Raw genomic sequence first — 12,709 nt, forward strand, 5'->3', positions numbered from 1 at the left:
CCCCCCCCCCCCCCCCCCGCCTCCCCAATAACCTGATGGTGCAGAACCCGACCGGTTACCACTTCTCCCTGCCGCTGGCCGATGGCAGCGTGTTGATCGGCGCCAGCCCTGAACTGCTGATCCGCAAGCAGGGCGGCGAGATCCACACCAATCCGCTGGCGGGCTCGGCGCGCCGACAGGACGATCCGCAGCAGGATCGCCTCGGCAGCGAGCGCCTGATGCGCTCGACCAAAGACAAATACGAACACAAGCTGGTGATCGACGATATTCGTCGGCATCTGACGCCGCTGTGCGCCACCCTGAGCGTACCCAGCGGCCCGTCGCTGCTCAGCACCGGCACCATGTGGCACCTGTCCACCCGCATTCGCGGCGAGTTGCTGAATCCGGATCTCAACGTGATGCAGCTGGCCTGCCTGCTGCATCCGACGCCGGCGCTGTGCGGCTTCCCGACCGAAAGCGCCCGCCAGCTGATCGCCGCTCTGGAACCGCACGATCGCGGCTTGTTCAGCGGCATTGTCGGCTGGTGCGACGCCAACGGCGACGGCGAGTGGGCGATCGTCATCCGCAGCGGGCTGCTGCGCGGCAACCGGGTGCGGCTGTTCGCCGGCGCGGGCATCGTCGCCGCCTCGACGCCGCAGTCCGAGTGGATGGAAACCACCGCCAAACTGGGCACCATGCTCAACGCTTTCGGCCTGAACAGCGGCGCGCTGTAGGCCTCTTTGCGGCGCAGTCCGCGCCGCGTCATAGCCTTTCGCAGGAGACAACGATGAACAACAACATGACCCGGCGGTGCGCCCGGATGGCGGTGCGCGCATGAGCATTCAGATGGATTTCACCGGCAAACGCGTGTGGGTGACCGGCGCGGCGCGCGGCATCGGCGAGCAGATCGCCCGCCACTTTTTGACCCAGGGCGCCGAGGTGGTGGGGTTTGACCGAGAATTCGCCAATCCGGATCTGCCTTACCCCTGCGTGACGTTGGACATCAGCCGGCCGGAGCAGGTGGAGGCGGTGTGCCGCCAACAGCTGGCGGAGAACCCGCGACTGGACGTGTTGGTCAACGCCGCCGGCATTCTGCGCATGGGCAATACCGAAGATCTGAGCGTGGATGACTGGCACCAGTGCATCAACGTCAACGCCTCGGGGGCGTTTTACCTGTTCCGCGCCGTGCTGCCGCACTTCAAGGCGCAGCGCAGCGGGGCGATCGTCAGCATCGGCTCCAACGCCGCGCACGTGCCGCGCGCGCAGATGGCGGCCTACTGCGCCTCCAAGGCGGCGCTGACCAGCCTGAACCACTGCGTGGGGTTGGAGATGGCGCCGTTCGGCGTGCGGTGCAATCTGGTGTCGCCGGGCTCGACCGACACGCCGATGCAGCGCGGCATGTGGCAGACCGACGATGCGCAGCAACGCACCATCGCCGGCTTCCCCGAGATGTTCAAGCTGGGGATCCCGCTGGGTAAAATCGCGCGTCCGGACGAGATCGCCAACGCGGTGCTGTTCCTGGCCTCGGATTTGGCCAGCCACATCACCATGCAGGACATCGTGATCGACGGCGGCGCCACGCTGGCCGCCTGAGTCAGACCCGCTGGCGGCGCCACGCTGGCCGCCTGAGTCAGACCCGCTGGCGGCGCAGCAGGTGCCGCGCGCCCTCCGCCGCCAGCAGCAGCACCGCCAGCCAGATCGCCAGATAGGTTGGCCATTCGCTTTGGCTGATGCTCTCGCCGAGCAGCAGCGCGACGAGCACCAGCAGCACCGGTTCCACATAGCTCAGCAGGCCGAACAGGCTGAACGGCAGCATGCGGCTGGCGAGGATGTAACACACCAGCGCCACGGCGCTGATGACGCCGAGCAGCGGAATGCGCCAATACAGCTCGGCATTGATCTGCAGCGCCGCCGCGCCGCCGTCGCCGAAGGCGAACCAGGCCGCCGCCGGCAGCATCAGCGTCAGCTCGCACCACAGGCCGCCGAGATTGTCGGTGCCGAAACGCCGCCGCAAAATAAAGTAGAGCGGATACCCTAGCGCTACCACCAGCGTCGGCCACGATACGCCGCCCGCTTGATACAGCTCATTGCCCACCCCCGCCACGGCGCACGCCACCGCCAGTTTTTGCAGCAGCGACAGCCGATCGCGGTAGATCAAACGGCCCGCCAGCACCATGGTCAGCGGCAGCAGAAAATAGCCGAGCGACACGTCGAGCGCCTTGCCGTGCAGCGGCGCCCACAGGAACAGCCACAGCTGCACTCCCAGCAGCGCCGAGGTGAGCAGCAGGCCCAGCAGACGCGGCGGCCGTTGGCCTATCCCGACCAGCGTGTCGCTCACCTTGCGCCAATCGCCGGACAACGCCATGAACAGCGTCAGGAACGGCAGCGTCAGCAGCGTGCGCCAGCCGTAGACCTGTTCGCCGTTCAGCGGGGTGAGGGTAGAGGTGAAGTAATACATCGCGCCGAACAAGATGGAGGCGACGACCGAAAGAGTGATGCCCTTAATCACACGCATTCCTGGTGAGTGATTGATTTTATGGCGGCTACTGTAGAGAAATTTGCCGCCAACGACAATGGCGCAGCCGGGCGCTGGACAATCGGCGGCGGCGGGTTACAATGGATACTGTGTATTCATACAGGTTTTGGCGATGACAATCGATCTTTTTGAAGACGCGCTGCCGCCGCCGTGGCGTGAAGAGATCGCCCCCGGCGCGGTGGTGATGCACGGCTTTGTGCGCGATCACGGGCCGGCACTGCTGGCGGCGGTGCAGGGCGTGGTGGCACAGGTGCCGTGGCAGCATTTGACCACCCCCGGCGGGCATGTGATGTCGGTGGCGATGAGCTGGTGCGGCAACGGCTGGACCAGCGACAGCCGCGGCTACCGTTACTCGGAACGCGACGCGCGCAGCGGCAAACGCTGGCCGGCCATTCCGCCGATCCTGATGGCGTTGGCGGACGAAGCCGCGCAGCAGGCGGGCTTTGGCCCCTTCGTGCCGGATTCCTGTTTGATGAACCGTTACGATCCGGGCAGCAAGCTGTCGCTGCATCAGGATAAAGACGAGCACGACTTCGGCGCGCCGATCGTCTCGGTGTCGCTCGGGTTGCCGGCGGTATTTCAGTTCGGCGGGCTGCAGCGCAGCGATCGGGCGCGGCGCATCCCATTGGCGCACGGCGACGTGGTAGTGTGGGGCGGCCCGTCGCGGCTCTGTTTCCACGGCATCCTCCCGGTCAAGGAAGGCTACCACTCGCTGGTGGGGCCGCACCGCATCAACATCACGCTACGCAAGGCGCTTTAGCTGCGGCTCCTGCGCCAGGCAGGCGACGAGATAGTCGATAAACACCCGCAGTTTGGGCGGCAGATACTGGTTGGGCGCGTAAAGCAACCACAGGCCGCCGTGATAGCTGCTGAGGAAATCCCATTCCGGCAGTACCTGCACGATCTCGCCCTCGTCGAGCGCCTGGCGGGCGGTAAAGTACGGCAGGCTGCCGATGCCGATATGCCGTTTCACCGCGTCCAGCCGCACGCCGGTGTGGTTGGCGGCGTAGCGGCCGCGCACGTTGACCGTCACCGTTTTGCCGCTGCGGCGGAACTTCCATTGCGCGTCGCTCGGCGTTTCTCCCAGATAGATGCAGCTGTGCGCCGCCAGATCGTGCGGGTGCTGCGGCGCGCCGTGCTGCGCCAGATAGTGCGGCGTGGCACACAGCAGGTGGTCTATTCGCATCAGCTGACGGCCGATCAAGCCCGGCGACGGGCGATCGGTAATGCGTAGCGCCAGATCGACGCGGTCGTCGATCAGATCCATATAACGATCTTCCAGCCGCAGCCTCACGTCCACCTTCGGATAACGCCGCAGGAACGCCGGCATGTGCGGATGCAGCACGAAACGGCCTACCGCCTTGGGCACGCTGACGCTGACCAGCCCTTCGGGCTCTGCGGCGCCGCGCCCGCCGATCGCCATCACCGCGTCGGCCGCCGCCAGCAGGGTGCGGCAGTGCGCAAACGCCTCTTCGCCGCTTTCGCTCAGCCGCAGTTTACGGGTGGTGCGGTGCAGCAGCTGCAGCGCCAGCGCCTGTTCGAGCTTCGCCACGCTGCGGCTGACGGCGGAAGGTGAAGCGCCCAGTTTGCGGGCGGCGGCGGAAAAGCTGCCGCTCTCCACGACCTGGACGAAAACGGCCATTTCGGCCAACAGCGCGTAAGAAAGATTTGTGCTCATGACGCAAAGGTCCATTGTGATGGCGACGGATTATGCTCCGATTATGACATGAATATAATGGCTCTTCGAACCGAGGAGAAAAATGATGACCGAGCGACGTTATTACTACAGCGACGATTTACAGGGCCAGGCGCAGGTATTGAGCTGTGAGCCGGCCGAGGCGGGCGCTTACGCCGTGGAACTGGACGCCACGCTGTTTCACCCGCAGGGCGGCGGGCAGCCGGCCGACGTGGGAGCGTTGAACGGCGTCGCCGTGTTGCGGGTGCAGCAGCAGGGGGATAGGGTGTTGCACTATACCGCGGCGCCGCTGCCGATCGGGCCGGTCAATATGCAGGTCGACGAAGCGCAACGCCGGCTGCACGCCCGCTGGCACTCCGGCGGCCATCTGATCGGCTGGCTGGGGGAAACCCGCGGTTGGCGGCCGGTGAAAGCGCATCATTGGCCGGGAGAAGGGCGCATCACGTTCACGCCGGGGCCGGACGTACAGACGCTGGAGGCGGCGTTTTTACACGCGGAGCTGGCGCGCCTGATCGCCGCCGATTTGCCGCGTCGCCAACAGGCGGTGGACGGGATGCGCCAGATCGGTTTCGGCGATCTGCCCGCCTACGGCTGCGGCGGCACGCATGTCGCCACGTTGGGCGAGGTGGGCGCGATCGCGATTACCGGCGTAAAGATGAAGAAAGGGCAGCTGATCGTGCAGTATGCGCTGGGATAAAAGCGTCAGCGCCCAGCCTGCCGCAGCTGGGTGCAGAAGGCGCACTGGCATCCCGCCACCGGCACCGCCTCACAGCGGCCGATATTCACCGGCTGGGCGTCCATAGCGTGAAAGCCGTAAAACAGATTTTCGATGTTCTGTTCCGCCGCACGCGCCTGTTCGGTGCGCGGCTCGGGCACTTTTGACTGAAACGCCGCAGCCTTGCCGGCCAACAGGCTGAGAAACAGCAGCGAAAGCTGGATTTTCATCGTCGTCTTCCCTTTGCTTTTTTGATACGTTATAACAAAACCAAAGCGCCGCCAAGCGTCGCTCTCGCGCTCGGCGCCCGCCGGCGCGTGAGCCGGTGCGGTGAATTCCCGAGCTTAATTCAGGTTACTCATTGATTTTATTGAGATTGATGAAATGGTCAGATGCCATCATCCAGGGTATGACAGGGCAGCCAATATTCTAAATACTTAATTGAAGAGGCGCTCGGGGCAGGAGAAGCGCTTTGGGCGCGCGTTTTTGCACGGCGCGCCCGCCGTTTTTGGCATGGACTGCATTTTCTCAGTGTCGTGGATTGTAAAATGGATTTTTGTAACCGGATTTCCGTGTGTTTATTGACGTTTAATTCATCGCGCCTGCTGCGTGACGTGTTGCAACCTGTGGCGGCGTTCGCCGATGAAATCATCGTGGTGGATTCGGGCAGTACTGACGGCACCTTGGCCATTTGCGACGACTTCAATATCAAGCCTCTTTATCACCCGTTTGAAACCCATGGCCGGCAAATGAATTACGCCATATCCCGCGCGCGACATGACTGGGTTTTGTGCCTGGACAGCGATGAGATCATGGATGATGAAGCGGTCGACGCGATGCGGCTTTTCAAGCGCACCCCAGGCCCCGACAAAAATAACGCCTATCGCATTCGTCGCGATTGGTTTGTGTTGGGACAGGCGGTCAGAACGCTTTATCCCGTCTCGTCACCGGATTTTCCCATTCGCTTTTTTCATCGCCAGGTGGTGAAGTTCAATGATGCGCCGGTAGATGATGCGGCGGAAGGGGGCGCATCCACCTTGATACTGGCCGGGCACGTTAAACACGACACTTTTTTTTCCATCGAGGAAGTGTTTGCCAAGCTGAACAGCTATACGGCGCGCGTGGTGAAATACAAGGCGATAAGGCCATCGATTCTCCGAGGGGTGATTAGCGCCATCGGCGCATTTTTCAAGTGGTACATCTTCAGCGGCGCCTGGAAAGCGGGCCGGGTCGGGGCCGTGACCGGCGTTTACGCGGTGTCCTACAGCTTTTTGAAGTATTTCAAGGCGTGGTACCACAGATAGCCGAAGGCGGCGGGCGAAACCGCCTTCATCTCCTCGTTTAAACGCTGTCTTCAGCGATCAGCACCTCAGTGATATCAATGCGATGCAGCAGCTTTCTCTGTTTCTCATGGCTGATTTTCTTCATGCGGCGCAGCCGGTACAGCTCTTCTCTTTCTGCGTGCAACGAGGCTAAGTACAGCTGCTTTTCCAGCCGCTTCAGCGCCACGATATTCTTAACGTCTTCTTTGGTCAGGATTTTACGTTGCAGCACGTCCAGCATCCGTCGCGTCGTTTCTTCAATCAGCTCTGGCGTGGCGTCGTCCGGCGGGGCGACGAGCAGCTTTTCCTTGGTTTCGTTGACGGCCTTGGTCGCCGCGCTCGCCAAGGCTTCTGAAACGGAGAAAGCCTCTTCCTGATCTTCTTCCGGCGGCAGATTGCCGCGCAACAGGAAGGGCAGCGTGACGATGCCGACGACGATCGACAGCAAGATGACTCCCGAGGCGATAAACACCAGCTGATACCGCCCCGGGAATGGCGAGCCATCCAATAGAAACAGCGGAATTGACAGCACGCCCGCCAGGGTCACCGCCCCTCGCACCCCGGCAAAGGCGGCGACGAACAGATCGCGCGTGCTGAATTTCGAAAATAACAGCGGATCTTTGCGCATCAGGGTCGCGCTGCCGACCTTCATCAGCCACAGCCAAATCAAACGCACGGCGATCAAACTAAAATAGATGATCACCACGTAAGCCAGCAGCGTCTCCAGGCTGATGGAATGATCGATACCGGTTTGCGCCACGGTGAAGTTCAAGATGCCCGGCAGCTGTAGCCCAAGCAGAATAAACACCATGCCGTTAAACACGAACTCGAGCATTTCCCAAATATTATTGGTGCGTAAACGCACCAGCGGCATGCTGCGATTCACTTTGGATTGGCCAATCATCATGCCGGCGCTAACGGCGGCCAGGATGCCGGATACGCCAATTCTTTCCGCAATCAGATAGCAGGAAAAGGGCAGTAACAGCGAGAAAATAATCTGGGTGGCGGAATCGTTATACATCCATTTATGGATGAACTTAACCATTTGATTATAGAGAAAGACAATAATGATGCCGCACAGCACCCCGCCAATCGATACCTGAAGAAAGGTCAGAAAGGCGCTCTCCAGGGTAAACGCCATCGCGCCGAGCGCGACAGCGATGGAGAAGTTGAGGGAAACCAACCCGGAGGCGTCGTTCATCAGCGCCTCCCCTTCAATTACGCTCATCACGGGTTTGGGCATGCGTCCTTTACCGACGATGCTGGACAGCGCCACGGCGTCCGTTGGCGACAGAACGGCGGCCAGGGCAAATGCGGCGGCGAGGGGGATTGACGGGAGCAGGAAGTGAATCAGATAACCCACCCCGACGACCGTGATGATCACCAGCACCAGGGCCAGACAAAGGATTTCTCTGCCGTAATGGATGAACTCTTGCGCCGGCGTTTTCCAACCGTCGGCGAACAGCAGCGGGGGAATAAACAGCATCAAGAAAAGCTCGGGATTGAAGTCGATATGCAACCCAAACTGCGGCCAGGCCAACACGGCGCCAACGATGATTTGCATCAGCGGAAGCGGGATTTGGAAGGGCAATATGCGCGTCACGACGCCGGACAACGAGACGGTGAGCAATAAGATCAATATGGTGAAGAATGTTTCCATCGTGAACCTTTTGTGGATTTAATTTTTCTCGCCGTTATCAAACGGTTTTTCTGCATGCCGCCCCTCAGGCGGGCTCGTCGGGCAAGGCTGAACAGCGGCCACGGCGGCCGCTGTCGATAAAGAAAGCGCAGTTGAGCAAGGCCGGTCTTCGCCCCGCTTGCCTGTGGAATGGCGCAGGCAAACGGGGCAAAGGGTTAAGGCAGCGCAAACGCCATCACGTAATCGCCGGTTTCTGACGAATGCGCGGCGCCGCCGACCACAATAACAATGTATTGCTTGCCGGTTTTAGGCGAAACGTAGCTCATCGGTGTCGCGCTCGCGCCGACCGGCAGCGCATATTTCCAGACTTCTTTGCCGGTGCTGCTGTTGTAGGCGCGCAGATAATAGTCCTGGAAGCCGGCGAAGAAGACCAGGCCGCCGGCGGTCGTCATGGTGCCCGCGTAGGTGGGCATGCCAACCGGCATCGGCAGGTGCGATCTGATGCCCAGCGGCCCCATTTTTTCGGCGGTGCCGGCCGGTATCTGCCAGGCGATCTTTTTGTTTTTGTAATCGACGGCGGTGATCGTGCCGTAAGGGGGTTGGTTGCAAGGCACTTCGAGCGGCGACATCCACATCAACGTGATCATGCCGTATGGCGTGCCGATCATGGGAGAAGGCCCGTGGCCATCGATCACTTTTTGCGGGTACTGCTTCGCGACGCGTTCATAGCTGTCGCGCGCCACTAACCAAAACACATTCGGGATCCGCACATCGTTCATGTAAGCCATGTGGTTCACAGGATCAATCGACATGCTGCCCCAGTTGAGACCGCCTATATTGCCGGGCTGCTCGAGCGTTGGGCGGGTGCCGATCGGGGTCATGTCGCCCTGGTAATTCATCTGTTTGAACAGGATGCGGCAGGCCATCTGGTCAAACAGGGTGGTGCCCCACATTTTTTCTTCGGTCAGGCGTTCGGCGCCAATGGTCGGCATGCCGACGGAGAACGGCTGGGTTGGCGAGAGGTGCTCTTCCTCTGCGGCGCCTTGGGTCGGCACGGCTTTCTCTTCAACCTGCGCCAGCGGTTTGCCGGTCTCCCGGTTCAGGTAGAAAATCTGCCCGCGTTTGGTGCCGAGCAAAAGGGCGGGTACCGGGCGATGTTGCTCATCAAAACCGTCTACCAGCGCGGGTTGGGACGCGAGGTCATAATCCCAAATGTCGTGATGCGTGGTTTGGAATTTCCAGCGCTCACGGCCTGTTTCAATATCAATGGCGACCAGGGCAGAGTTGTACTCATCCGAATTTTTAGGGCGGTTCATGCCGTAATAGTCGGGTGTCGCGTTGCCGAGCGGCGCGTACAACAAACCCAATTTGTCATCATAGGCGGCGGTAGTCCACATATTGGGGGTGCCGCGCGTATAGGTGCTTCCGGCCGGCGGAGCCTTGGTGATGCCCGGGTTGCCTAAGTCCCACGCCCAGTCCAACTCGCCGGTTTTGGCGTCGAACGCCCTGATGACGCCGGAAGGCTCACCTTTCATCACATTATCGATGACCCAACCGCCGACGATAATTTTCCCCCGGGCGATAGTTGGCGCTGACGTTTGGAAGTAATAACCCGGTTTGACTTCCCCCATATGCTGGCCGAGATTCACCTCACCGTTTTGACCGAAGGCGGGGCATTTCTGGCCCGTTTTGGCATCCAGCGCAATGAGGCGGGCATCGATCGTGGTGTGAACGATCGTTTTCTCGCACAGAGCGCCTGGCGCAACATCCTCATTTTTGTAGTAGCCAAGCCCGCGGCAGCGTTGCCAAACGGGGGAGGTGGAATGCGAGTCAAATTTCCAGCGCGCTTTACCCGTATCGGCATCGATAGCGGTGATAAGACCGTTGGGCGTGCAGCTATACACCACATCATCAATCGCGAGCGGGGTATTTTGGTCCACGCCCGGCCGGAAATCGCCGGTGCGATAAACCCAGGCGAGTTTCAGATCTTTGACGGTTGAACGGTTCACCTGATTGAACGGCGCGTAGCGCGTTCCTTCCGTCGTGCGGCCATAGGCGCTCCAATCGGCAGGCGCATTGTCGCTTTTGCTCTCGATAAACGTCACGTCGCCAGCAGGGGTAATTTCGCCATGGGGAAAGAAGGCGCCGATAAAGAAAGCGACAAAGGCCACGGATAATGCCGAACCGGCGATGTAAGCCTGCTTTTGACTCTTGGCGCCGTGCAGGTATGAGGGAAGTAAAAACGCGGCGATAATAGAGAGGCCGGCGGGCACCAGCAGACGAGGGAACAAGGCCCAGTAGTTAAGCCCCGATTCCCAAAGCGCCCACAGCACCGTCATCAAAAACAGCAGGCCGGTTAAGTAACAAGCCGATTTGCTGCGCTTGAGGACCAGCACTGCGGCGGCGATGTAGCCTATCCCGGTAATGGCATAGTAGAACGATCCGCCGAGGGCGATCAGCCAAATTCCCCCCACGGTTAACGCGACGCCAGAAAAAACCAGCAAGCAAAAGAACGTGATTATTGCGGCTCTCTTACCAAACGATGTTCTAATCATATGTTTTCCTTTGACTTTTAAATCCACATTGGATCACCATCCCATCGCTGCCAACGCGTGAAAATGCCGGCGCGAAAGGCAAGGCATGTCCCGCCTTGAGACTTTTTATTCTTTAACGCTTTAGGGGCATTGAGTTGTCGTTTTGATATCCATTTCAACAGTGGCCATTGCGGCTTGGATCAGTCGCCAGACCAAGATAAGGGGTTTTTATTGGGCGATGACAGAACGCGCGCGATAAAAATAACCATCAACATTTTTATTTAATCCCGGGTTGTAACCGTCTCGCAGAGATACGGTTTTGGGTGCGCTGGGCAATCCGATATTTTATTTCAGTGATAAGCGCATTGAATGAAAGAGCCTCTCTGGACTAATTATTTAGAGTGATGATGAATGCGAAATTGCTTTTAATCACGAGGTTGCGTAGAGGTTTACCTGCGTTGAGTTCAGAGTGAAACATCATTCTTTATCAAGCCGGTGTCGATAGAAACGGCGAAAAAAATGATTTAATGCCATTCTTTCCCCATCGACATAGACAATATAACCTTTCCCGCGTTCGCCGACGGTGACTTTTTCAACATTAACATTAGGATAGTGTTTTTTTAGGTTTTTAGACCATGCTTGAATACTCATAATTCTATTTTCCTGACGCGCTTTATTCTTGTTTAAGGCATATTGATAGCACCCGTAAAAATAAGTCTCGTGGAAATAAAATATCGTCACTACCTGGGGATGTCTACAAGCGTGCAGGCGGGATAAAGCGAAAAATGCCGGTTGCGCTCAGGCGGGGTATTTAGCGCAAATATAATAAAAACAATAAGTTATCCAATCGGTCGCACAAAAAGCAAATGTTGGTAACACATTGATATTTAAGGTTTTGGTACGTAAGTCATATCGAAGTCAACGCTTAACGGATAAGCGGTGATTCCTTGTGGGGCCGAGAAAATCTCATCTTGGCGCGAACTCCAGGGCGATATTGATGTGTTTTCCAATTGGATAAGTCTTAAAGTTGGCGCTTTGCGGCGAGTGGGTAATGAGTGGTTTTGAGTCTAAATCCATCATGGCTCTTTATTGATAAATATAAATCATTACCCTTTTTAATAAATAGCAACGCCGATAGTGACAGGATTACCGTGCTGGCCCTGGCGCTACCTCTTTCTCTCTGTGCTTGATAGGGAAGACAATGGGGATATAGGTCTTCATCTCTATTCTATCGCCGCCTTTGGGGGTGATAATTTCAATGAGAAAGCGATCGATCATGCCAACTTTATTTATCGGGAATGATTTGGTGTAGATACTTTGCGTGAATTTTTGCGCCTCATCACTTGCGCCGTCAAAACTGAACTCTGCATAAAGTTGCATGTCTTTTTTTCCCTGGGCGTCGGCCAGAGAGGCAAGCACGCTGCCAAGACAGTCTTCTTCAGAAATATAAAGGGTCTTCAAATAGATGCTGACGTGATTCTCTTTCTTGATGCTCGCGCCAAAATTGAAAAAGTTAATCACGCCGCTGTCCGTTTTTTTCATGTTATCAATTGCCGCCAATCGCAGCGCGGAAACCGCAGGATGGAAGTGATCTATCTCTGCATCAACGCCATCCCCTGAATCGTCGAAAAATTTTGGCAGGTGCACATAGCGATGCTCGGGAATGCCGTCGAGAAACAGCAATGGGATGGCGGAGGACACGTCCCACGATTTACTTTTGCGATACTGCATCGGCGAGGTTCTGAATTGCTTGCGAAACGCCCGTTCAAAGGATTGATATGACTGAAAGTTCAGCGCTTTAACGATATCGGAAATAGAGAGGTTCGTCGCTTTCAACATAAATGCGGCGCGAATGAGTTTTCTGCCCCTCACATAGCTCCCGAAAGTCATCCCTGTTTCATCTTTAAACGCTTTTTGGATATGCCCGCGTGAATATCCGCTTTTTTCTGACAGCATCTCAACGGTGAGCTTCTCATTGAACCCACTTTCTTCCACCCAGGCGAGCAGCTCCTCAATGACTTTGGTTATAAACATGCAGGAGCTCCCTTTTGGTTATCTGCCTAATGGTTGCGTTGGGTAAAATAACGCGTTATCGGTATTCAGCGATAAGCCCCCAATTTATCCGTTCTTTTAGGCAATATCCTGAGTATAGAGCGCTTGCAATATTAACGCGGTAAATTAAAAAAAATGTACTTAAAAGTGTCATTTACCAGATAGCAGCGTATGGCGAAGAAGGAGAAGGTGCAGGGATACATTTTAAGTGTATTAATTTATTGATTTTTATGAGT

12 protein-coding genes are annotated in these 12,709 nt (G+C 57.7%); 5 read left to right on the forward strand and 7 right to left on the reverse strand.

Features of this window, described 5'->3' with window-relative positions; translation table 11 throughout:
* Together ACJ8PE_RS02000 and dhbA are read left to right on the forward strand one after the other, a co-directional pair.
* The coding region (locus tag ACJ8PE_RS02000) for an isochorismate synthase (protein WP_442536705.1) at positions 1-713 on the forward strand (713 nt) is incomplete at its 5' end.
* Between the two features lie 100 nt (positions 714-813).
* Complete coding sequence (gene dhbA, locus ACJ8PE_RS02005; protein ID WP_039565253.1) at positions 814-1,572, forward strand: 2,3-dihydro-2,3-dihydroxybenzoate dehydrogenase; 759 nt, start codon at positions 814-816, stop codon at positions 1,570-1,572.
* Positions 1,573-1,609: 37 nt separating this feature from the next.
* Here the strand turns inward: dhbA and rarD are convergent, their stop codons facing one another.
* Positions 1,610-2,488 carry an EamA family transporter RarD gene (gene rarD / locus ACJ8PE_RS02010; RefSeq protein WP_033643705.1) on the reverse strand — a complete coding sequence of 293 codons (879 nt, stop codon included), beginning with the start codon at positions 2,486-2,488 and terminating at the stop codon, positions 1,610-1,612.
* Between the two features lie 139 nt (positions 2,489-2,627).
* Between rarD and alkB the strand changes: the two genes are divergently transcribed.
* Complete coding sequence (gene alkB / locus ACJ8PE_RS02015) at positions 2,628-3,275, forward strand: DNA oxidative demethylase AlkB (protein ID WP_147838501.1); 648 nt, start codon at positions 2,628-2,630, stop codon at positions 3,273-3,275.
* Here alkB and ACJ8PE_RS02020 read toward each other — a convergent pair.
* Entirely contained in the window at positions 3,258-4,193 is a 936-nt protein-coding gene (locus ACJ8PE_RS02020; RefSeq protein WP_089191989.1) for a LysR family transcriptional regulator, read from the reverse strand. The genes alkB and ACJ8PE_RS02020 overlap by 18 nt on opposite strands.
* Before the next feature lie 85 nt (positions 4,194-4,278).
* Between ACJ8PE_RS02020 and ACJ8PE_RS02025 the strand changes: the two genes are divergently transcribed.
* Entirely contained in the window at positions 4,279-4,908 is a 630-nt protein-coding gene (locus ACJ8PE_RS02025) for a hypothetical protein (protein ID WP_096242394.1), read from the forward strand.
* A 5-nt stretch (positions 4,909-4,913) separates the two neighbouring features.
* Here ACJ8PE_RS02025 and ACJ8PE_RS02030 read toward each other — a convergent pair whose 3' ends face one another.
* A complete protein-coding gene (locus tag ACJ8PE_RS02030; RefSeq protein WP_015378427.1) occupies positions 4,914-5,156 on the reverse strand; it encodes a hypothetical protein in 243 nt (80 codons plus the stop codon).
* Positions 5,157-5,474: 318 nt separating this feature from the next.
* Between ACJ8PE_RS02030 and ACJ8PE_RS02035 the strand changes: the two genes are divergently transcribed.
* Positions 5,475-6,230, forward strand: a complete 756-nt coding sequence (locus ACJ8PE_RS02035) for a glycosyltransferase family 2 protein (RefSeq protein ID WP_094143562.1) — start codon at positions 5,475-5,477, stop codon at positions 6,228-6,230.
* Between the two features lie 37 nt (positions 6,231-6,267).
* Here ACJ8PE_RS02035 and ACJ8PE_RS02040 read toward each other — a convergent pair whose 3' ends face one another.
* The 4 genes from ACJ8PE_RS02040 to ACJ8PE_RS02055 form a co-directional block, all read right to left on the reverse strand.
* Positions 6,268-7,908 (reverse strand): Na+/H+ antiporter, encoded by a 1,641-nt coding sequence (locus ACJ8PE_RS02040; protein ID WP_442536706.1) that lies wholly within the window; start codon positions 7,906-7,908, stop codon positions 6,268-6,270.
* A 194-nt stretch (positions 7,909-8,102) separates the two neighbouring features.
* Positions 8,103-10,469, reverse strand: a complete 2,367-nt coding sequence (locus tag ACJ8PE_RS02045) for a membrane-bound PQQ-dependent dehydrogenase, glucose/quinate/shikimate family (RefSeq protein WP_332108395.1) — start codon at positions 10,467-10,469, stop codon at positions 8,103-8,105.
* Positions 10,470-10,898: 429 nt separating this feature from the next.
* Positions 10,899-11,072: a hypothetical protein gene (locus ACJ8PE_RS02050; RefSeq protein WP_153303162.1), complete on the reverse strand. Its 174-nt coding sequence runs from the start codon at positions 11,070-11,072 to the stop codon at positions 10,899-10,901.
* A 495-nt stretch (positions 11,073-11,567) separates the two neighbouring features.
* A complete protein-coding gene (locus ACJ8PE_RS02055; RefSeq protein ID WP_197762205.1) occupies positions 11,568-12,455 on the reverse strand; it encodes a helix-turn-helix domain-containing protein in 888 nt (295 codons plus the stop codon).
* Positions 12,456-12,709: the final 254 nt, after the last annotated feature.

It is taken from the genome of Serratia sp. CY74737, from assembly GCF_052166775.1.
GTDB lineage: Bacteria > Pseudomonadota > Gammaproteobacteria > Enterobacterales > Enterobacteriaceae > Serratia > Serratia ureilytica.

Bases quoted from the DNA above. Each gene is read 5' to 3' on its own strand.
- ACJ8PE_RS02035 (WP_094143562.1), top strand. From the start codon at position 5,475: ATGGATTTTTGTAACCGGATTTCCGTGTGTTTATTGACGTTTAATTCA.
- ACJ8PE_RS02030 (WP_015378427.1), bottom strand. From the start codon at position 5,156: ATGAAAATCCAGCTTTCGCTGCTGTTTCTCAGCCTGTTGGCCGGCAAG.
- ACJ8PE_RS02025 (WP_096242394.1), top strand. From the start codon at position 4,279: ATGACCGAGCGACGTTATTACTACAGCGACGATTTACAGGGCCAGGCG.
- dhbA (WP_039565253.1), top strand. From the start codon at position 814: ATGAGCATTCAGATGGATTTCACCGGCAAACGCGTGTGGGTGACCGGC.
- ACJ8PE_RS02020 (WP_089191989.1), bottom strand. From the start codon at position 4,193: ATGAGCACAAATCTTTCTTACGCGCTGTTGGCCGAAATGGCCGTTTTC.
- ACJ8PE_RS02055 (WP_197762205.1), bottom strand. From the start codon at position 12,455: ATGTTTATAACCAAAGTCATTGAGGAGCTGCTCGCCTGGGTGGAAGAA.
- ACJ8PE_RS02040 (WP_442536706.1), bottom strand. From the start codon at position 7,908: ATGGAAACATTCTTCACCATATTGATCTTATTGCTCACCGTCTCGTTG.
- alkB (WP_147838501.1), top strand. From the start codon at position 2,628: ATGACAATCGATCTTTTTGAAGACGCGCTGCCGCCGCCGTGGCGTGAA.
- ACJ8PE_RS02050 (WP_153303162.1), bottom strand. From the start codon at position 11,072: ATGAGTATTCAAGCATGGTCTAAAAACCTAAAAAAACACTATCCTAAT.